Origin of the sequence: Sphingobacterium sp. BIGb0116 (assembly GCF_024808035.1) — a bacterium.
GTDB classification, from domain to species: domain Bacteria; phylum Bacteroidota; class Bacteroidia; order Sphingobacteriales; family Sphingobacteriaceae; genus Sphingobacterium; species Sphingobacterium paramultivorum.
In genome coordinates, this window is sequence record NZ_JANUDT010000010.1 from 324366 (window position 1) to 346120 (window position 21755).

The following is a 21755-nucleotide window of genomic DNA, read 5'->3' on the forward strand; positions in this document are numbered from 1 at the left end:
AAAACACAGATTAGATGAAAAAAAATATCTTTTATATGGTCGCAACCTGTTGTGGTCTGCTCTTGTCATGCCTGTTGCATGCGCAAGAAAAAATAGTTCAAGGAACTTATGCCGAATGTCAAGCGCTGGCAAAAAAAGAGAACAAACTTATCCTTATTGACCTTTACTTTGTCGGATGTATGCCCTGTGCGGAAATGGATAAGCAAGTATTCCCAGACCCTGCTGTGGTCAGTGAACTCAAAGCCAATTATATTCTCTACAAAACCGACGTGATGAAGGAGATGGACGGCAAAAGGCTGGCCCGAAAATACGGTGCCCCCGGTTTCCCAACTTATGTTATTGTAAATCCAGATGGAAAAACGCTATTGACCGAATCAGGGTTCTTTGGGGTAGACCGATTTGTCCCCTTGTTAAAAGAAGCCGTTCAACGCAGCAAATCCGAATTATTTCTAGCCTTTAATAATAGTCTGGACAATAACTATCCAGCGGCCTATAGTGAGCGGTTTATCAAGACCGGTGAGAAGCACGATTTTGCAGAATTAGAAGGCTATCTGGATCAACAAAAAGACCTTTTCGGCGAAGCAGCATTTTTAGCCAATAGCGTTACCTCACTCCCGAAATACAACGATTGGGTTTACACACACCTACCTCAACTCATCAAGATGTACGGTAGTAATCTACTTCGGAATAAAATTTCAGCAATGGCATCAAAGAAAAGCAAACAATATGGTTCTACGCAACAGCTGGACAGCTTAGAAAGCATGCTCACGTATATTCGTCCAACTTTTAATGACAAACTTTGGGATATCTTTTTACCCGCATTTATCTCCAATTATTACACAAGCTCCAAAGATGCCAATACCTATATGAAATTGATCACGCAATTCAATCTTTACACGACTTGGGATCTTAGAAGCAATGCATTGGGACAAGTCATCATAGACCAAGCAAAGGAGCCTAAAATACTAAATAAAATATTAGCCGAATACCAGCAACAGCAAAGTATGCAGCAACTAGATGCCATCGATAACTACCGCTTGACCTTACTTTATTACTATCTAAAAGACTTTAAAAACGCGACAAAATCTGTGCAAACACTCTTAAACGCTGATCTGTCTAGCTCCAGTCATTCCACATTAAAAAAAGAAATACTTGCCTTGAAAGATGCCATAGACAAAAAGAATCCAGATTTATTTCAAGCGAAAGATATCAAGAAAATTATTCCATTTACACTTAGTTAAACCAATTCAATCATGATCAGAAAAACCATTTTATTATTGACGACATTCGTTTCATCGGTTGTTGTGCTAGCACAACAACCGAGCAATGTTACCGGAACAACAGATCCTATTAAAGTAAAACGTGTAGGCCTATTCAAAGTACTTAATGGACGGCTAAAAGAAATTGCAACAGCTATTCCGGATGCTGCTGGTCGATTTGGATTCCGTTTCACACCAGAGTATGAAGGCTTATATTCGATTGGTAGCGGAACCGCGCAAAATCAACAGGGATTGTTCCGCTTCTATTTCAAAGGCAGTGAGGATCTTAATCTAACATTGACACCGAGTGAATATGAACTTATTGGCAAGAATAGTCCCGAAAATGAGGCGCTTTATCATTGGGATAAACTTTCAAAAAGTTTCCATGATAAAGGAACAACACCGGGAGGTATGAGTACCTATGTAGATTTCTTCCCCGAGGTGGAACAATTCAAAGGAAAACTCGATGGTATCAAAAAAGCAGTCAAAACCGGAAACACAAATTTCGATAAATTTTTCCCTGAAATAGTAGATTACGATTTTGCTTATTATGCCATCTCCTATTTATACATGCCCCGTACGGCACACCCGAGCAAAGAGGAAATGAGCGATTATTATACGCAATTTAATGCAGATCGCTTTCTCACAACTGAGCTTCTTAAATTTCCTTACGGAGATCGTTTCATGAGTAATATGGTGTACAGGAAGTTAGACTTGGCAACGAAACCGACATTTGATCAACAGGTTGCTGCGATAGGTCCCGATGTGCTTAAAGGACAATATGTGCTACAACGTCTAGAAGGAGCACGCTCTTACAGCGACTTTCAGGAAATGAATAATACCTATAGAAAATACTTTACTTTACCTGAGCAGATTGAACGTGCAAAGATTGTTGAAGCTAAGCTTGTCGAGACAAAAACTGGTGTACCTGCATTTCAGTTTAGCTATCCGAATATCAGCGGTCAAAAAGTTGGCCTTGCGGACTTAAAAGGTAAAGTTGTTTTAATCGATATGTGGGCAACCTGGTGTGGTCCCTGTCGTGCAGAAGAACCACATTGGGAAAAATTGAACGAGGAATTCAAAGACAAATCAGTCGCTTTTGTTGGAGTTTCCGTTGATCAAGATAAACCCAAATGGGAGGCTTATATTAAAGAAAAAAACTTAAAAGGTATCCAATTACACGCAGGATCTGGAAATACCCTATCAGACGCCTATAAAGTCAACTCGATTCCACGTTATATCCTCATCGACAAATCTGGCAACCTGATCTCAGCCGACAGTCCGAGACCAAGCGACCCTAAATTGAAGGCACTACTCGAAGAATGGAGTAAAAAATAGGAAAATCCAGCCATACATTTACCTAAAGAAAGGCTATCCAAGGATGGCCTTTCTTAAAACAAAGCATCTTTCAAGTAGCAATAATCCTCATCTCTGAGACAGCATTGGAAAAAATAAAGGCATCTCCTTATCCTCGAGTTGACGTCCAAATTCAGCAATTTCATAGGATTCAATATACTTTATCCCGGCACTATCCTTTCCATACCACTTGAGCAGCGCTGGTCGATTAATGTCGGTAACACTACTGAATGGATATGCATTGTCATAGATTATTTTCTTCTGTTTCTTAGGATCTGCCCTAACTTCATCCAAAATCCCCATACTATGGGGAATAACATCCGCAAGCTGAGATCGATGAGCCCCTAAAGCGGCTAGTTTAACCGGCCAAACAGGATCAATGGCAACAGCAAAATCAGGTATATATGAAAATTTGATGGTGTGATAGTCACGAACATATACAAAGACAGGCTTTTTCTTCATCTGTAGGTTTGGTGCTGCATCACGAACAATATAACCGGCGGTCATATTATCTATATGCCCTCCTTCCGCAGGGTAATATGTAAATACAACATCGGCCTGCCAGTCTTGAATACTCTTGATAACCTTCTCCTGTGCCTCTTTTGTATTTTTCAGATATTTATCATGATAATCCAGTACTTCATAAGCATCTAATGCCAATATTCGTTTAGACTCCATAACCTCCTGATAGCGCATCTTAGTTAATTCAACTGGATTCATCGCATAATGACCCGCATCTCCGTTTGTTAGCGACATAAATTTTACTTGATGCCCCATTTTTGTATACAAAGCAGCAATACCGCCCGTATATTTCTCGCCTTCATCAGGATGCGCAAAGATGATCATTATCTTTAGGCTCTTTTCAGCCACACTTAGTGTAGTCTGCAATAAGAACAATGCAGCGAATAAAAAAAGTCTAATCATGGTTAAAATTTCTGGTAAGTCAAAGTGTATGATGAATTTAACTAAATTCATCATAACAAACAAATGATTGACTTCCTATACAGGCACAAAAAAAGATCCTAGCCCACTGTAGAACTAGGATCGCATAGTTAAAGAAGTACCGCCAACAGATACCACTTATCGATGAATTGTTTGCTTATTATCCCAACTGAGGGTCAGTTTTCGAATGATTACCCGTTTCCACACGCCCCGCAAACTGGCGTACAAATTTGGTTCCCTCCACGTGCAGCGTCACATCATACCAACCATGGGTTTTATGAGATTCCACAATCCACTTCGTAGATTTCCCTGCCGCAAGTACAATAGATTTTTTCCAGGTGCTGTAAGCATTATCTTCTACATGTACTTGAAATGATTTTTTCCCTTTGTTATGGACCTCCAGTACAAGATTACCTGTCAAAAGACCTTTCTTCCCTATTTCATAGGTCGCTCCAACAGATAAGGGTTCCTCCTGTCCTTTAAATCCGCGCATAAAACCATTAGGTCCGTACACAGTCAAATCGTAGTAGTGATCTTTAAAGTCCGCCAAGTTCCAGTCAAAGCTTAGCTCCTGACCAGCGACAACTGCAAATGGCCAAAATTTCACTCCGTCTTTATAACTCGGTCCACTATAGACATTAAATGGGCTGTTTAGCGATTTACTACCAAAGACCTTATTACCGGCCTCTAGTGTCAGATGAATCTGATTGTGTTCCTTAGCAAATGAGTCTTTGACATAAAGCTCGTAAGCCAACGCGCTGGAGTTTTTCTGACCTTTCTCCTGTCTTGCCAGTAAAGTGGAATGACCTTTAGACCGCAATCCTGCGGCATCCTCTTTCGACCAAACATGAAAATTATTAGGTAGCGGTTTCGATTTCGCCTGATCAATCGCATAAATCTGCTGATTCCGATCAAGGAAAGGCAAATCAACAGCATTCGCTCCCTCAGCTTTCCGAAATATCGATGTCAAATCACCTGTAATGGCCCGGCGCCAAGAGCTGATATTCTCCTCTTTCACATGCTTGCCCAACTTTTTCTCAAAGAAATGCTCCATAAACTGAATCGTCGATGTGATATCGCAAATCTCCGAATTGACCCAACCGCCTTTTGACCAAGGTGACGCCACAATCAAAGGCACGCGGTAACCGAGCCCTACTGGACCTTCCGTCGCATTATCTTTTTCTTCGCCGTCGGCAAGCTCCTGTGCTAAACTCACATATTCACCACTATAATCTAATTCCGGCGAAGTCTTTCCTGAATGGCTATCTGCTGGGTTAGGTGCTACAAAAGGAGGAATATGGTCAAAATAACCATCATTCTCATCATAGTTCAGAATAAAAATAGTCTTCTTCCAGATTTCGGGATTCTCTGTCAGAATATTCAAAAGCTCCGATACATACCAAGCTCCATACATAGGGGCACTCGGATGATCTGAGAAGCTTTGTGGTGCTACAAGCCAAGACACTGCAGGTAACTTCCCAGATTTCACATCATGTCTAAATTGGTGTAAAACATCTCCCTTAGGAACAGTAATCTTTTCACCTTCATGTGTCACCACGCTTGTCTCACGATAGAAAGAATCACCCTCGTTCGTTTGAAAAGCGCGTTCATGCAAGGCACGCTGTTCTTTAGGAAGCTGCTGAAAAGCATGATCCGTAAGACGTGCCAAATGTTTTTGGTAGCTATTCAGCTGCTCCTGCTTCTGCTTGAGTTTATTCTGTGTTTTCTGGACACTCTCGGAGCTATTATTCGCTAATGCTTTTTCAAGTTCTTGAATCTCCGCGGGTAATTCTGCAATACGTTTACGCATAAAATCAAGATGGCTTTTCTTAAATTCAATGTGATATTGCGCAAACCATTCCAAATTATTGTCCGTGAAATTACCCAACAGATCCTCACCGTCTAAGCCGCTTTCTATGCTGACTTCATTTTGGTAGACTTTCCAGGAGATCCCTGCTTCTTCCAAGCGCTCAGGAAAAGTCTTCCAATGTGCCCAACGATTAAAATAGATATCTGAATTCCGCACCAATGGCTTCGCCCCTTTATGCGGCACACAGGTTCCCGTCCAAAAGAAATGCCTATTGGTTGTTGTACCTGTAATAGATGAACAGAAATGCTGGTCACAGATTGTAAAAGCATCAGCCAATGCATAATAAAAAGGAATATCTTCACGTGTATAATAACCCATCGTCAAAGGAATCTCTTTCAGGACCTTTCCCCCCGGACGCTTCGCTTCGATCCAGTTATCGTGTTTTCCCTGATTACGGGCTGCCATCTGGTTTTCCCAGGAATGTGGTAAATTTCCGGTCCAGGCAGCATTTGAGTTTTTGATATCCAGTCGAAACGGCGAATAGGTCTTACCTGCAGCCGACGACTGCAACCATACGGGGTTACCATTAGGTAATTTAATCGCTCGTGGATCATTGAATCCCCGAACCCCACGAAGTGTTCCAAAACTATGATCAAAAGAACGATTCTCTTGCATCAATAATACAATATGTTCGGCATCTAAAAAGGTACTTCCTGTTATAGGTTCAATCGCCAATGCTCGCTGTATGGCATCTGGCATAGCACTCTGTAAGCCAAAAACACCAGCTAACAATGAAGCCTTCTTGATAAAATCTCTTCTGCTATCCATAAATAAATTTGTTGTCTCTCTACTAAATTCAATGGTCTACAGCGAATATATTCATTCGCTACCTTTTTTTATGTAACGTTTTTAACAAACAATCCCCGCAAACGATTGATCTCATTTGCGGGGATTGTTTTTCCAAATGGTCTATTTCAAAAGCCACATCAATTGGTTGATCTCATCATTGCCTTTATATTGGCGCTGCATTGCCTCGTCCAAATTTGCAGAATTATAATTGTACTCTAATGATGGGTAACGCCACCGCATCGGTATTTTATCCGGTGCGACTGAATTCAAACTTGATGTTGGATTGATTTTCCATTTAGGATAGCCCGTTCTTCTGTAATCATAATATGGGGTCATACGACCCTGCAAGTAACTGGCTAAATATTTTTGTGTCATAATAGCCTCCAGTTGTGCTTCGAGTACAACCGGAAATTGATTTCCATAAGTTGCTACTGCTGTATTGATGTAGTTGGCATCCAATGGCATATTATGGGTATATTGAGCCGTATTCGGCGTATTATCCGCTATAAATTTCATTGCGGCTTCAATTCCTTTCTTATACCAATTAACGGAAGATTCGGCAACCCAGCCCCTTGCGGCAGCTTCAGCTATCACAAAACATAGATGTGCATAACTGTATTGTTGTGTTGGTTCACCACTAACTAGTTCCGTATAACGGTCATTCAATTTAGAATAATCATTTTTCTTCTTTAACTCAGCAATTTCACTAAAGGAAAGAGAAGGATCTGTCCCTATGTACGCGCTAAAATCATTAGACTGTTTACCGTTTGTGATCTGTAATGCGGAAGGATTCGCATAATAAAACAATCTTCTATCTTGATATTGTTTCAATCGGTCAATAACCTCTGTCGAAACAATAGGATAAATAACAAAGCTATTACTAATCTTATAAAAAGGATAAGTTTGGCTGGCTTTGTCCTCATGAACGACTTGAAAATTATCTGCATTACTACCAAAGATCGGTTTACTGGTCAAGATTGATTTAAAACGATCTTTTATCTTCAGATCGGCATCACTTTCTTTTTTGCTTAATTGAATAAGAACATTTAATGCAAAGCTGTTTACCAATTTGCGCCATTTCGTGACGTCTCCAGCGAACAATGGATCACCATCAAATTTTTCACCTTCCGAAAAGAGTTTATCTGCAAGCTCCAATTCATTCAAAATACCCAGAAAAACATCTTTTTGAGTATCATATTTAGGAAAATAAACTTTATCCGTTTCCCCTTTTAATGCATCTTTATAGGGAATATCTCCAACACTCATTGTCCCCTCGTAAAACTTCATGGCACGCGCAAAATACATCAGACCATTATACGAGTTCTTGAGTTTTTCGCTTGTTGCAAACTCTCCCATAAAATGAGCATCGTTGATCGAGGTCATCGAGATATCCCATTCGCCGAGGCTATTGTATTGATATCCCTCTGTTAATTCTGTCCAAGCAATCTCTTTGGTAAGCATATAAGGCTGCATAAAACCTTTAGTTGAGGATTGGCGTGCCAAATTTAATATTATACGAGTAGCCAACATGGAAGGTTTAACAACCGATGGTGTCTCAGGATTGGTATTGATCTCATCAAATTTGGAACAACTTGTCGACATCACCAAAGTACCTAGGGTGATATACGTCAATAATCTTTTCATGTTCATATTTGTCATGTAATTTTTAAAAAGTTAGGTTAATATTGAAACCAATGTAACGCATCGATGGTGAACTTAAATCTTCAGAACCAACATCTGGATCTGAGAAACGAAACTCTTTGGTCCACAACAATAAATTTTGCCCCGTCACACCGACACTGGCGCGTTTCGCTTTAAACTTCGAAGCGATCTTATCGGGCATTCGGTAACTAAGCGACAATTCACGAAGTTTAATGAATGTTTCGTCCCAATAATTCCATCGGCCTGAATAGGCTCGTTTGTAATACCCCTCATATGAAACCACTTTATCATTTGGAGCAAATACACGCGTATCCTCTGTAATCTGACCGTATTTATCATAGGTCACACTACCGGAAACAATTTTAACACCCGGAGCGATAAAGGTTTTATTGCCATTAACCACCTCCTCATAACGGTATGGTGTATCTGAATCAGGATGAGAACCTGTCTGCCATAAACGACCATTCATTGTTGAGTAGGACATCCCTTTAATTCGACCATCTAGGCTAAAACCAAATGAGAAGTCTCTATAACGAAACTGATTTGAAAAACCCCAAAACCATTTTGGCGCAGTATATCCTATTAATTGATTGGCATACTGAGCTGAAATTGGCATCCCAGAACTATTTAGTATCATCTGTCCATCCGGAGAACGCTCCCAGTCCTTATATTCGATATAATCGGCCCGCAATCCTTCCTTAACATATAATGCATCTTTTGAATATTGAGGATCTAACTTGTGGAAATAGCGCATGTTCTGAGAAAGGTTCATCGTAATATCCCATTGGAAATTTTCACGCTTAATCGGTGTACCTCCCAATGTGATTTCATGCCCTTTAGTCATCTCCTCTTCCTTTGTATTTATCAAGCGCTCCTCAAATCCTGTAGTTTTTGAAATCTTAGCTTTGACAATCTGATTGTGTAATAAACGATAGTAGCGGGTATAATTACCATACAACCGATTGTTCAATACCGCGAAGTCAAACCCGAACTCCGTCAAATCGCGTTGCGTAGGTGAAATCGAATAGTCTTTGATAATATTCGGATAGGAGGCTGTTGGCAAGCCATTCCAAACATTGCTTGTTACCGTAAAAGTTGAATTTATCTCATATGGATTCAGTACAGATTTTGTAATAGCCCAAGATCCCCGCACCTTGAACATGTCCAACCAGAGAGGCTTTGATGGAAGCAGGTCCGTAACCACAACACTTCCTGAAACTGAAGGATAAAAATAAGAGCGATGATCCTTCGTTAACGTTGATACCCAATCATTACGTCCAGTAGCTTCCAAAAAGATCGCATTTCGCCAAGACAAAGATAGACGTCCATAAAGGCCATTCCGCATTTCTTTAACACGCGACTCAACCGCTTTTGCCGGATCGATTGAATTCCGTAATGAATAAAATCCTGGAATTGACAAACCGTTAACCGTATTCGCGATCAAATTATTATCCTTGCTATAGAAAATAGACCCCCCTAATAATCCATCAACTCCCCAGTCGCCAAAATTTTTCTTGGCAGTAAAGATCGCATCATTCGTCGTCGCAAAGCCATCATAATCGGCTTTCATATACTTCCCTTTACTATCAAATCCACCAAAATCTTCAAATCCGCCCCGTGTTCCATATATTCCGATCGGATTTTGCTGAGTCCTTGACTTGCCATAATAATCATAACCAGATCGCACCATGAATTTCGCCCAATCGTTAACCTTATAATTCAAGGTAACAGCAGCATTCACCTTATTGACTAATTCGGGAGTAGTTTTTTCGTGCGCGATCAAGTATGGATTGTCATACCATCCTTTATACATCCAATTTTGAGACTGGTCTTTCACCAGCCAATAGTCTTTGTAATCTTTCAAATTATATTCAGGGCCGGTCCACACTAAGATATTATAGATGTATCCTTGATCATTATAGCCAGAACCAAAATTATTAGAGGAAGAACTTCGGTTATACCCAAGCCTAGTTTCCAAGTCAAATTTCTCGCTGATCTTGGTTGTTCCTGTCACCGAAATATTTGTCAGGTTCAACTTTTGATTGGGATACTGTCCTTTATTATAAATATGGTTAATGGATGTTCTTATGCTTCCATGGTCCCCTTGATTAGTAAAGCTGACTGTATTGTTGGTGATGAAGCCTGGTTCCAAAAAGTTTTTAAAATTGTCCTTACCCCTTGACGTAAGCTCACTTACTTCATACTGTTTGCTAATTGGATTCCATTGTTCGGCAGTTCGGCCAATATCCAACTTATCCCCCCAGACATAATCATCATTGTTAAATTTTCCGGACTCGCCCGAAGAATAGCTATGCTGTACCTCAGGCAACGCAAGATAGCCTGAAAAGAACATATTATTGGTATTCACCGTAATCTCTGTTCCTTTCTCTGCTAGACCTTTTTTGGTCGTGATCATGATTGCTCCTCCTTGTCCCTTACTTCCATAAAGGGCGGTAGCAGTAGCTCCTTTCAAGACCGTCATATCCTGGATATTGTCGACAGGGACATCCCTTAGGTCCATATTTTCGTAAGCCACGCCATCAATGACCAAAATAGGTGTCAGTCCACGTACTTCGATTTGTGGTGTTTTGTTAAATTCTGTACTATTCATAACACGTACACCAGAAATACGTCCGGTCAAAGTCGTTCCGACATCTACTCCTTTCACACGAGTCAAATCTTCTCCCTTCACACTTTGAGTTGAATACCCCAAAGCCCTTTGCTCTCTTTTTATTCCCAACGCTGTAACAACAACCTCTTCCAATGCTTCGGAAGATTTGACTAGTTTAATAGTGCCTGCTTGTGTCGACAAAATTTCAACACTTTCATACCCTATATAGGAAATTTGGAGGATCGCATCGTCAGCAGTATCTGGCAGTTTGAAGACACCGCTTCCGTCGGTAGTTACAGCAATGGCAGTCCCTTTAACCCGTACGGTCACACCAGCGATAGGCTGCCCCGTTTCTTGGTCGACAACCTTTCCTCGGATCTCTTTGGCAGCGTTAGAAACTGGCTTGTCGTTTTTCACCTTAGTATCGTTGCCAGTTTTTCTCGATATCACATAAAGCTTCTCATCAATTTTTTTGACCTCAAGATTTCCGTCTGAAATTGTCTGGATAAATTGAACAATTTGCTCCTTTTTCAATTTATCAAGGTCAGCGGCTTCATTGATCTTTTGGTTCGAGATCGAAGCGTCATAACCAAATTTGACGTTGAATTTCTGTTCCATTCGCGTGAGGATTTTCCCGATTCCTTCACTGGTTGAAAATTGTGAGGCCATGGTCTGAAGTGCGAGCGACTGAAAGAGCAGCGCACTTCCCATAAGTTTTAAATAGTAATTGGTTCTTTTCATAAATTACTTTTTATGGATAATTGTTTGATTAAATGCAGTATTAAGCATCTTGAGAGATTTTTCCAAATCGCTAGCCGGTAGATAACCGGTATAACTTTCAGTCCGGAAAGAATCAATTAATTCGAGATGACTATCAGGATAAAGATTATTTAGATCGGCTACGATCTGCGTAAGTGGAACTTGATTAAATGACAAAAGATCACTTTTCCAGTTCGATGCAGTGCTCGTATCCGCTTTGGATACATCAAATTGCTTGTGTTGCTTATCATAGGCGACTTTCTCACCGGGACTAACAACAGAATATTGTCCGGCACGTGAGACCCGTACTTTACCATGATTCAACACCAGGCTGCTACGTCCTTCAGAACAATTTAAATTAAATGCTGTACCCAATACACGTACATCAAAGTCGCCAGAACTGGCAATTACAAAAGGTTGCCCCGGGTTTCTCGCTACCTCAAAAAATGCTTCCCCAGAAAGCTTTATCCGACGTAAGCTGTCTGTATCGAAATCTGACAACAATTCAATCTCTGCCCCTTGTCGAAGAGAAACATGTGTACCATCTGGTAATACAAGGCGCTTAACAAATTTTGTCGGATTGGAATAATAAACAACTTCAGAAGCTGTAGTCCCATGTTGTTCCTTAACTTTAAATTGGAATAGGCAGGCGAGACTGATCAACAGTAAACAGGCGGCTGCGGAAATGACAGACCAACGCCTTTTCCAAATAGGTATTACGGACGGAGTCAATGAAGTCCCAGTAATTGTAAAGAAAATATCTTCAGAAGTTGTTTTGTTCAGTTCACAATCGCGATCGTCCAACGCAACGACTTCCTCCACACCTGGAAGTTCATCCCTGTCACAAGATGTCAGTAAATCAAGAAATATGGTGTTTTCCTCGGGACTAAGTTCTCCCTTAAGGAATTTTTTATATAAAGCAGCTATTTTGGAATTCATCATCTATGCCCATCTTTAAATACATATACGTACCTAGATGACCGAAAGACGATGCGGCTCTAAAAAATATTTAAAAAAATCAATAGGGCTATTGAAATCTCAAAATGATCAATAATATATTGCCGAACGAACTTATTGCCTTTAACCAATTGATCTCGAACGGTATTAACGGAAATCCCAAGCCTATCTGCAATTTCCTGATTATCCAAAAACTCTTCTTTACTCAAAAGAAAAATTTCGAGTCGCGCTTTTGGGAGTTTTGAAATGGCCTCACGATAAACTCGCTCCAAATCTTTAAACCGAATAGCTTCCTCATTCGAATTGTCTACCAATTTGGTCTGATCGATATCTGAAGCTTGAAATTGGAATCTGACCTTTTGTTTCCGCAATTCGTCAAACACAAGGTTTCGGGCAATCGTATAGAGGTAAGACTGCGGATTTTTATTTCCATCTAATTCCGCCCATTTTTTCCAAATTCGGGAGAATGTTTCCTGGACCAAATCTGCGGCAGCTGGCTCTTCTTTCAGATGTAAATAAGCATATTTATACACTTTGTCCTTATACAACAAAAAGAAAGTTTTAAAATCCAGGGCATTATTATTTTCAATAGGCATTCTTCATCACATATAATTGATCCTACAAGTTTAGTGAGAATTTTTTAAAATATGCCCATGAAATGCGTAGGATGTGTGGCATGTAAGCTCAAGCAATATAAGTGGTAACAATTTAATTATAATGAATTTATATTAAATTAACACTAGTGTCATGGGATATTCGATCAACAAAATAATAGCCAGAAGACCGCGCAATCTTATACAGCAAAGAATAGCCTGACTTAAATACATAAAAAAGTTCCATTGCAGGTAGGCAATGGAACTTTTTTATGTATTCCTATATTTCTTTAGTCGACTACACAAGTTATTTTAACAACGGAAATGGTCCCAAGAAATAAGTTCCTCGCTTATAGAAACGGAGAAAGAAATCAAGTACCGCATCGTCCACTGGAAAGAAGAACTGTTTATCCACCTCCGCCTTAAATAGATTAACATAGTACTTCGGCAACTCGCTTGGGAAAAAATCTTCAACCAAAAGATTCAAAAAATACCGTGCATAAGGTACCTCACTTTGATCATCTTTCTCTACAAAGTTGTTATTCTTTAATGGAAAGAATTCCGCTATACCGCCAAAAACTTCTAAACCCGTTTTTGGATTAAAGAACACCGTAACTTGGGCATCTTCCGTAAGATCCAAATTTGATTCTGGAAGTGGAGATTCTTCTTTGCTCGGATATTTTTGTTGATATTTCTTAAAGAAATCTGTTGCAAATTCCTTCACTTCTTTTCCTTCCATAAACGCAACAGCCGCCTTATGCTCTGACTGGAACAATTTACCCATATCTTTCAGCTGCTTTTCCGTTTTCTTCAAGCTCTTATCCTTACCATTCAAGGCCTCAATGCGATAAGTCATCTCATACTGCTCCGGTAAATCAAAATTTACCTCATCGGTATTCACAACGGTCATGATTCCAGAGAGATTCCAAGCATCTTTCCATGGCACAATTTCCATATAGAAAGATAAGGTTTCCGTAGGTTCAACAAATTGCTGTATAGAGTCCTTAAAGATTTTAAACGCAGACTTTGTACCGATATGTTTTACATGCACATAAAGCTCGTCCGTTTTTACATATTCAAAAAAGCTATTAATGCGATTACCTAAAGTTTTGACAATACCATATAGCGCATGTTCTTTGCCAACCACCTCAGCTACAAATTCAGATGCCTTCAATGCAAACAGATGCAGTCTATAATTATTGAAATGGTTATCTCGAACGCGATAGATCATCTGCTGTAACTGATTCTGATCGTGTTGATATCGCCCTATCTCCGCAACTTGCATCAAATGATTGAGATTGGTGTTATATTCACCCGCTGTCAGGTAATTTGTGGCGACAAGCTTTTCAATAAAATTACGGACTTCAAAATAGTTCGCCCCTTCGTCCAAAACATATTCTAGTTTTAACTTTTCATTTTCAGGAGCAACTTCATAATGTTCTTCCAAGATCGAATAGGCCAAATCTGTAACCAATTGGATCAAACGACCACGGGGATCAATAAATAAATGTGGATTACGTTCACTGAAAAACAACCAGGTCAATACAGCAATATCTTCACTATTAATATCCTCAGCATAATAATCCATTAGGTCATTATCATTATAAAAAGGCAAAAGTTGATTGTATAGTTCTGTATGGATCGTTCTAAAAGCAGCAAAAATTCCTGTTTTCGCAATAACGTCTTCTAAGTAACACGTTAGATAGATACTCAATGTCTTTAAAGCATCGGTATGGATGAGATCATTTGTCTCTTGCTCCTCAAACCATAGTGTAGATAAACTATCATTGATTTCATTTGCAACGCGCAAGTAATAACTATCTATTTCGTTTGTTTTTTGATAAGTATGGTGTGCTATCCAGTCTTGAATAAAAATTCTGTTTCCTCTCATATGAAAAATGCTAAAACCAAAAGTAGCCAAATTTTCGAAATATCCATATGGGCAAAACACAAACGCGGACGAAAATAATCTACATGAGTTAAAGCAACTACAAACAGCAAATAACAGCCAAGAATCCCTCGTAAAATTTAAAATACGTCCTTACAGCAAAGCAGGCTAACTGGACTAAAAGCAGGCGGTATCTGCTAGGACAGATAAAATTATCACAAAAAAAGAGATACCTAAAAAGGTATCTCTTTCTCCAATTAATATATTTTGATGCTAGCCAGTAGCGATCACATTCTTATTACTTCCCAAATGGTCCTGCAATGACGGATTCAATATGGGACATGTTTTGAGTAAATCACGTACAGGATATTTAGCCACCACATCTTCTAAAGCAGCCAAATGGCGTTCATGATGTGCGTCTGACCCCACAAAATCATACATCCCAGATTTAATCATCGTCAAAGCTGCCGATTTCACCTCAACACCATAATACCGACTGATAGACAACAAGTTCAGCTGCAACATGCAACCGGCGTCCTTAATCTGTTTATACATATTAAAGTTATAATGGTAATAATTATAACGTTCTGGATGCGCTAAAATAGGTTGATAACCGAGATTTTGTATATCCAATATCGTTTGAAATAGCGCTTTGGATTCTTGTAAATAGGACATCTCAATAAGCACATAACCACCGGGCATAACACAGAGTTCATTTGACCCGATTAGATTCACGATTCCGTCATCAATCATATGTTCAGCTGCTGCATGAATTTCCGGCATATTAGGCAGCCCAACCATACCAGCTAGTAATTTGTCCTTAGCAGCTTCAATCGTACGAATCGAATTTGGATGTACACCATCCATAATATGCGGTGTACATATAAATTTCTCGAAGCCCATTCGGCCAAGCCCTTTCAACAATACTAATGATTGTTCAATTGATTGACTTCCATCATCTATTCCAGGAAGGATATGGTTATGCATATCCACCTCCAAGAAGGCCAATTTACCGACAACCTTTACTTTTGATTCCTGAGTTTTGTTTCCAAACAGTTTTGAAAATATCCCCATACCGTGATGTATAAAATCGTTTTTTAGTCTATTTACTTAATTTATTAAACGTCAAAAGTACCATAAACAAGCCAAACGATCTTAATATTATTTTAACATTATAAAAATATAACCATAATATTACAAAAGACACCCAAACAATAGTGCAATAAAATTGTTCAGCACCCTCCTTTAGTTACTTTTTATTTAATTCCGCCAAAATTTGATCGAGTAAATAACCGATCGCACCATCACTGGTCTGCGGCAATCTTGTCGACATTTCAACTTCGGCACGGTTACCCACTACGCCCTTTGAAGTAATTGCGGTACTGCCATATTGATTGAGTTGTGCCAGCGTTGCTTCCCATTGTTTACCAGGTGCAACCCCCATTTCCTTTAACATAGCAGGTAGCTTTTGTAGGTCTATAGCTGCTGACATCTTGTTTTGCTTCATCAGTTTTACAAAGTCTTTATTTCCGGGAGCATTCATCTTATTCTGACGGATATCATTTAGAGACAATGAATCATTACTGACCATTACAAGGTCTTCTTTCAAGAGAACATACATTGGAAAATCCTTGGCTTGCTGTTTTGAAAACGCATAAATACCGTCATAAACCTGCCCAACTTGCTTTGAAACAGCCATGTCCAAGCCTTTTTTTATCAGACGTTGATCCTTTGACGTGAACATCCAAATAAATACTGGAAGCGTCTCTTCCTTCGTCTTTTTCACTTCGGTTGCATTGTAATCATCGTCATAGGTGTAATCGATATAGTCTTTTTTGAACTTCCGAAGACCGTTAACGACAACCAAATGGTCTCCTGGCATCACCTGGGCAATGGCCTTTTCATCTAGCGCTATTTCGAGAGCCATCAGTCCCCATTCTACAACATCTTGTTGAGGCCCCAACAAACCGCTATAATATTTTGCCATATAGGCAGGCATTTCTCTCAGATAAGCCTCCGAATTAATATTCACATTAAAAAAACCTAAGGTTTTATCCGTTAAATATTTACTGAACTTTGAATTAGGTTTTCGCGCATACATTCTTTTGGTCATCTCAGCAAGGTCTTTATCTAAACCCACAGATCCCTTTAATTTCAGCACACTCCCCTCTTGCACTAAATCCAATAGACCGTCTTGATATCCCGTCTTGAACTTATCCAGTTTGATTCCCATATAATAATAAGGAAGAGAGGTGGTATAAGGTAAAAGACCACGGTACAGATCCTCTACACGAGGAACATACAATCGAATAAGCCCGAGATTCTTTAAAACCTTATCCTGATCTGCAATTGACAAAGGCTTATAACGCCCTGAAAGCAAACGGGTAACCTCATTCAACAACCATTTATCGCGTAAGCCGTTACGAATAGAATCGTTTTTCCGATTTTGATCTTCATAGGCCGTATAAAGTGAATCATAATAACTAGGATCATGTATTTCTGCCGCTTCATCCATCGCAATATCAGCAACAGGTGGCAGTACTTCCGTAGCACCTACTATCGTATCAGGCTCCACAGCTATAGCAACCGGTGGGGATACCGGTACAGCTAGATTTTCATCCGCATCCCAGACTACGGCAACCGAATCCACAGCGGCTACAGTTGTATCTGCCCAAGCATCTTCGTCGTCGGCTGGACGTGCAACGTAATCCACCTTTTTGATTCCATAACGACTAGCGATCGAATCATTATCCAAAAAGGTGGTATTTGTCGTCGCCGAAATAAATCGAGCAACCCGATCGTTATACAACAACATACTGCCGGCTTTGAGACCTATGCTCGTATAACCATTGGCAAATGCTTTGGGTTCTCCAGCCTCATGAAGCAGTTTCTCAAATTGCCCTCTGTTGTTCAAGGAAAATATAAATTCCGTAAAACTGATACTATCGGTCTTTCTGGTATAAAAATAGGCCGTTTGAGATAGGTCTACTCCCAAATTTTTAATATCATTGCTCGCTGAGATTCCAGATTTCTCAAAAAAACCTGCTTTCTGAAGCAACTCGTTCAGCTTATTTGCATTAGCCTTCTGTACAATATCTTTTACGTTAAAGGCCGCAATCATTTCTGCATCTTCAGGGATCTGTTTGATCAAGTCCTGCGCCTTTACAATTGTCCCAAAAGACAAACAGGCTAATCCTACCAGTATAATTTTTGATTTCATCTTATAAATAATTTTTCAGCTACACCCAACCTACTCTATAGAAGCGCTTTCAGCAACTAAATATGGTCCTGGTTTCACCAATGTTATTAGGTTATTTTGTTAATGTGATTTTATTTGCCAAACTCGATTTACCATATACCAAATCCATAAAAGGTAGCTTTAGCAAGACCCCTTTCTTATTTCCGGCAACCTTTGCCAGGCCGTTTGCCTGAGATGCTATCGGTTTTTCAAAACGAATAATCTGCGTATAGAATGCATCTGCAAACTGGGTCGTATTATCGCTTCCCAACTGATTGAATTTTGTCTTCCAGTCAGCAGAAGCCACAAATTTGCGTTCAAACACATTGCTTTGTGCGTTATAATAATAGCGGTTTGAATTCGATATCTTCATTTTAAATCGATTTGCCAATATATCTGAAAAGGCATTCAACGATTCTATCTGACTAAAGTCACATGAAATATTAACGATATAATTGGTAAAATCTGTGCTGTATTGTACATTTGAAATACCTTTAGTCTGCTTGAGTAGCTGAACCGCAGATCGAATCTCTTTCTCCATATCGGCCTGAGAAGGGATCTGGATTCCCTTGATACTTTTCATCTTCATTAAAGAAGCTACCTTGGTCTTACTTTTACTTAAATTCAATGTCGCTGCAATATGCCCAGAACCATTCGTTTTTAAGTCGATCTGCTCAACAAAATCAAAGCAGCTCGATAATGTCAACGCCATTACAACGGCACAGATCATCGTATAAAATCTTTTCAATTTTCCTTTCACTTTAAGTACTTCTTCCATTACAACGTTGTAACGATTAATAATTTGTCAAATCAATATATGTTTTGACATGAACAGCAAACATTGTGCTATTTTTTTCCTATTGACAAATTTATTAAAAACGAGAATGCAGTTTACTACCTGATTTCAGGGAAAAATGAAGAAAACCAATGCGATGCTATTACTCCTTCACAAAGGAATTAAAACCGCTATCCTTAGCCCATTGGAGCGAATTATAATAGGGATGTATCCACTTATTTAAATCATTAGGGACATAACAGGACAGTCCAGAAAATCGCAAAATGGGTTTACCTAAAAAAGTTGCTGTATTCGCCTTATAAATAACCAATTTCGAAACTGTAGCCTCGATAGCGGTAGTCTCAATCGGCAACATATTCTGATGTACAAAATCAAGAAAATCAAAGCCAGCCGATAAGGATTTTTCATCAAAATCCAATCGCTGTAAGTTATCGCGATAGATCACCGTGAGCGGGGATCTGGTCAGTGCGACGTGAACGTTATTTGCAAGATCTGGCCAATATGCATTATTGACCACAGAAATAGTAGCAGATCGATAGAGTCCTGTCAACTGATTATAAAAATTAAAATATGTTGTCGCAGTAGATATCAGCCCCCGTTCAAGATCAGGGTCGACCAAGTGTTTCAAGACCAAATGATAAGGCATACTGGTTGAAAGCACTTCTGCTGGAGAAGCTATCGTATACTTTGCTTTATCCCGAAGTTCATATAATACTTCGACACTTGCCATGGAACAGGCGTCAAATAGGAGAAAATCAAGCCCAGAAGGAATGATCGCCTGCAAATCTCGCAACTCCGTTTTATTTCCCCGATCTTCATTAAACGACATTAACTTGACCCCAACATTCGGCAGCCAATTTGTTGCATGTGACCACAGAACCAGACCTGATGGGCGATTACCAACACATCCTTTCATCGTCTGCAGGATTTGCTTCATCACTACTGGATTCGCCGAATCTTGATCCCCATAAGATTTGATGACCGTACTCTTTATTTCCGGGCTCTGGTCAGCAACAATTTTATAAATTTTAGGTGTAGTACCTGCCAAAGTCGCATACACATACACATCTGCATCTAATCCAACCATTCCCTCTTCCATTGCATTGATGCTATTGTAAGCATCCGAAACTAAATTATTATTGGCCCCAATATAAACCAGCAAAACACGGCCATCTCTTTCATTTATAGCATTTTCTTTGTCATTGCAACTAGTTAACAGCACTATAAATAGCAAATAAAACACTCCAAATAATCTGAACAGCCTAGAATTCATCAAAATACAATTAAAATCGCAACAAATATATCTAAAAATCAAATATATACATCAAACAAACATTTAATTACACAAAAGAACACGAAAGGTTCACATTAATTTAACTTAACTTAAGTATTTTTGTCATTACTTTATTAACACACACTAACTATCAATATGATTAACAAGATCATAACTATTCCAAGACAGAATATCTTGCGAATAGCTTACTTTATGATTGCATTGCTTACATTAGATTCCTGCCAGAAAACAGAATCTAAAATGGAGCAAGCTGCAGTACAATTTTCCCCGACTATCGTCGGTCAAATTAACACGAAAGCAACTGGAACCTCCTGGGATCAGAATGACCAGATCGGAGTATTTATGTCCAAATCAGGCCAGCCTCTGGAAGCAACTTCCATTGTTGATGAGGTCAAAAATCAGTTATTTACTTTCAATGGCTCAATATTCCAAAGTGCCCGCCCAATCTTCCTATCTGCTGAAAAAGTAGATTTTATCGCCTATCATCCTTATAAATCCCTTACAGATTTTCAATATCCAATTGATTTAAGTGATCAGTCTAATCCGACAGCTTTAGATCTGATGTACGCAAACAATGCCAAAAACATCGACAAGAGTAACAATACGGTTCCCCTTATTTTTGTACGTCAATTGAGTAAAGTCAGCATTAATCTATCCATTACCAATACTGCCGCATTGGAAGCAAACCAGATTACGGTAAAAATGCCGTCCATAAGCACGCAAGGAGGATTTGACTTAACAACAGGGAAATTGACAGTCAATTCGACGGAGAAAAAAGATGTTCAAGGAAAAGTATCGGTAAATGCCAATAAAACGGCTCGCATAGAATTTATACTACTCCCCGGTGAAGACATTACAGGAAAAGCTATTAAGTTTATGGCCGCTAATGGTGATACCTACACCTGGACAATCCCGCAAAATCAGAATTTAAAAAATTTAATAGCTGGAAATCAATATAGCTTCGATATCAAAATCGACAATGGCAAGCCAAGTGGTGGAATCGGTGATTCACAAGCTTATTTGGAAATCCCAAAAATGAGTAACCTAGGCAATGACGAGGTATTTATTCAACATTTTATGCCCGATGCAAGCGACAGTAGGAATTACGCGATGCTCTATGACAAAAAGCTAAAAATGGCTTATTGGGTAGCCTATCCATTATACAGCAGTATTCTTGGATCAGGCAATCGTACAGATGCATGGGGATATGATCCGCAAGTATCTACTGCGTTTCAACCCAATCTATTTAAAGGTTTCCAGCCAACAGGCTATGACAGAGGCCACCAGTTGCCAAGTGCAGACCGCAACTTAAATACAACCCAAAATAAAACAACGTTTTATTTTACCAACATGACAGCTCAGGTATCACGTCTTAACCAAGGAATTTGGGCAAACCTGGAAACCAAAGTCAGAACATGGACGGCACAGTGCGATACAATGTATATTGTAACTGGTGCAATGCCTAAGACAAGCACAGATAGCCGCCTAGATTTTGCACAGGACAATGACGGAAAAGATATCGCCAAGCCAAAATACTATTTCAAAGCATTAGCCATGAAGAAAGGGTCCGAATATTATACCCTTGCTTATAAGATAAATAATGAAACCCCTCCTTCAGGAGTAACCTTCGAAAATTATAGATTAACCGTGAGCGACCTTGAAAAAGCAACCGGCTTCACATTTTTTCCTGATCTAAATGATACACAAAAAGGAAATATAAATACCTCTATTTGGAAATAAT

Annotated in this window: 14 protein-coding genes; 3 read left to right on the forward strand and 11 right to left on the reverse strand. The window is 39.3% G+C overall.

All coding sequences use genetic code 11. The features are described 5' to 3' along the window. The first annotated feature begins 14 nt into the window (after positions 1-14). Both M2419_RS22845 and M2419_RS22850 read left to right on the forward strand, forming a co-directional pair. Positions 15-1241 (forward strand): thioredoxin family protein, encoded by a 1227-nt coding sequence (locus M2419_RS22845; RefSeq protein WP_259255667.1) that lies wholly within the window; start codon positions 15-17, stop codon positions 1239-1241. A gap of 12 nt (positions 1242-1253) precedes the next feature. After that, positions 1254-2597 carry a TlpA disulfide reductase family protein gene (locus M2419_RS22850; protein ID WP_153844806.1) on the forward strand — a complete coding sequence of 448 codons (1344 nt, stop codon included), beginning with the start codon at positions 1254-1256 and terminating at the stop codon, positions 2595-2597. A gap of 87 nt (positions 2598-2684) precedes the next feature. Here M2419_RS22850 and M2419_RS22855 read toward each other — a convergent pair whose 3' ends face one another. The 11 genes from M2419_RS22855 to M2419_RS22905 form a co-directional block, all read right to left on the reverse strand. After that, positions 2685-3539 carry a PIG-L deacetylase family protein gene (locus M2419_RS22855; RefSeq protein ID WP_259255668.1) on the reverse strand — a complete coding sequence of 285 codons (855 nt, stop codon included), beginning with the start codon at positions 3537-3539 and terminating at the stop codon, positions 2685-2687. 178 nt (positions 3540-3717) lie between these two features. Then, positions 3718-6195: a phosphocholine-specific phospholipase C gene (locus M2419_RS22860; protein ID WP_259255669.1), complete on the reverse strand. Its 2478-nt coding sequence runs from the start codon at positions 6193-6195 to the stop codon at positions 3718-3720. A 141-nt stretch (positions 6196-6336) separates the two neighbouring features. Beyond that, positions 6337-7860, reverse strand: a complete 1524-nt coding sequence (locus tag M2419_RS22865; RefSeq protein WP_227550089.1) for a SusD/RagB family nutrient-binding outer membrane lipoprotein — start codon at positions 7858-7860, stop codon at positions 6337-6339. A 22-nt stretch (positions 7861-7882) separates the two neighbouring features. Next, positions 7883-11230 carry a SusC/RagA family TonB-linked outer membrane protein gene (locus M2419_RS22870; RefSeq protein WP_259255670.1) on the reverse strand — a complete coding sequence of 1116 codons (3348 nt, stop codon included), beginning with the start codon at positions 11228-11230 and terminating at the stop codon, positions 7883-7885. A 3-nt stretch (positions 11231-11233) separates the two neighbouring features. Beyond that, entirely contained in the window at positions 11234-12190 is a 957-nt protein-coding gene (locus M2419_RS22875; RefSeq protein ID WP_259255671.1) for a FecR family protein, read from the reverse strand. A 56-nt stretch (positions 12191-12246) separates the two neighbouring features. Continuing rightward, positions 12247-12801 carry an RNA polymerase sigma factor gene (locus M2419_RS22880; protein WP_153844800.1) on the reverse strand — a complete coding sequence of 185 codons (555 nt, stop codon included), beginning with the start codon at positions 12799-12801 and terminating at the stop codon, positions 12247-12249. Positions 12802-13105: 304 nt separating this feature from the next. Further along, positions 13106-14689 (reverse strand): DUF3843 family protein, encoded by a 1584-nt coding sequence (locus M2419_RS22885; protein ID WP_159731506.1) that lies wholly within the window; start codon positions 14687-14689, stop codon positions 13106-13108. A gap of 270 nt (positions 14690-14959) precedes the next feature. Next, positions 14960-15760 carry a tyrosine-protein phosphatase gene (locus tag M2419_RS22890; RefSeq protein WP_227550088.1) on the reverse strand — a complete coding sequence of 267 codons (801 nt, stop codon included), beginning with the start codon at positions 15758-15760 and terminating at the stop codon, positions 14960-14962. 175 nt (positions 15761-15935) lie between these two features. Then, positions 15936-17906 carry a DUF4836 family protein gene (locus M2419_RS22895; RefSeq protein WP_153844798.1) on the reverse strand — a complete coding sequence of 657 codons (1971 nt, stop codon included), beginning with the start codon at positions 17904-17906 and terminating at the stop codon, positions 15936-15938. Between the two features lie 91 nt (positions 17907-17997). Further along, the gene (locus M2419_RS22900; RefSeq protein WP_182330406.1) at positions 17998-18702 is read right to left on the reverse strand and encodes a hypothetical protein; all 705 of its coding nucleotides are present in this window, start codon (positions 18700-18702) and stop codon (positions 17998-18000) included. A gap of 160 nt (positions 18703-18862) precedes the next feature. Continuing rightward, the gene (locus M2419_RS22905) at positions 18863-19993 is read right to left on the reverse strand and encodes a clostripain-related cysteine peptidase (RefSeq protein ID WP_259255672.1); all 1131 of its coding nucleotides are present in this window, start codon (positions 19991-19993) and stop codon (positions 18863-18865) included. Positions 19994-20149: 156 nt separating this feature from the next. Here M2419_RS22905 and M2419_RS22910 point away from each other — a divergent pair, with 156 nt between their 5' ends. Continuing rightward, positions 20150-21754: a fimbrillin family protein gene (locus tag M2419_RS22910; protein WP_153844795.1), complete on the forward strand. Its 1605-nt coding sequence runs from the start codon at positions 20150-20152 to the stop codon at positions 21752-21754. Position 21755: the final 1 nt, after the last annotated feature.

Excerpts from the sequence above, each read along its gene's own strand:
- M2419_RS22845 (WP_259255667.1), top strand. The coding sequence starts at position 15 with ATGAAAAAAAATATCTTTTATATGGTCGCAACCTGTTGTGGTCTGCTC.
- M2419_RS22850 (WP_153844806.1), top strand. The coding sequence starts at position 1,254 with ATGATCAGAAAAACCATTTTATTATTGACGACATTCGTTTCATCGGTT.
- M2419_RS22855 (WP_259255668.1), bottom strand. The coding sequence starts at position 3,539 with ATGATTAGACTTTTTTTATTCGCTGCATTGTTCTTATTGCAGACTACA.
- M2419_RS22860 (WP_259255669.1), bottom strand. The coding sequence starts at position 6,195 with ATGGATAGCAGAAGAGATTTTATCAAGAAGGCTTCATTGTTAGCTGGT.
- M2419_RS22865 (WP_227550089.1), bottom strand. The coding sequence starts at position 7,860 with ATGAAAAGATTATTGACGTATATCACCCTAGGTACTTTGGTGATGTCG.
- M2419_RS22870 (WP_259255670.1), bottom strand. The coding sequence starts at position 11,230 with ATGAAAAGAACCAATTACTATTTAAAACTTATGGGAAGTGCGCTGCTC.
- M2419_RS22875 (WP_259255671.1), bottom strand. The coding sequence starts at position 12,190 with ATGATGAATTCCAAAATAGCTGCTTTATATAAAAAATTCCTTAAGGGA.
- M2419_RS22880 (WP_153844800.1), bottom strand. The coding sequence starts at position 12,801 with ATGCCTATTGAAAATAATAATGCCCTGGATTTTAAAACTTTCTTTTTG.
- M2419_RS22885 (WP_159731506.1), bottom strand. The coding sequence starts at position 14,689 with ATGAGAGGAAACAGAATTTTTATTCAAGACTGGATAGCACACCATACT.
- M2419_RS22890 (WP_227550088.1), bottom strand. The coding sequence starts at position 15,760 with ATGGGGATATTTTCAAAACTGTTTGGAAACAAAACTCAGGAATCAAAA.
- M2419_RS22895 (WP_153844798.1), bottom strand. The coding sequence starts at position 17,906 with ATGAAATCAAAAATTATACTGGTAGGATTAGCCTGTTTGTCTTTTGGG.
- M2419_RS22900 (WP_182330406.1), bottom strand. The coding sequence starts at position 18,702 with ATGGAAGAAGTACTTAAAGTGAAAGGAAAATTGAAAAGATTTTATACG.
- M2419_RS22905 (WP_259255672.1), bottom strand. The coding sequence starts at position 19,993 with ATGAATTCTAGGCTGTTCAGATTATTTGGAGTGTTTTATTTGCTATTT.
- M2419_RS22910 (WP_153844795.1), top strand. The coding sequence starts at position 20,150 with ATGATTAACAAGATCATAACTATTCCAAGACAGAATATCTTGCGAATA.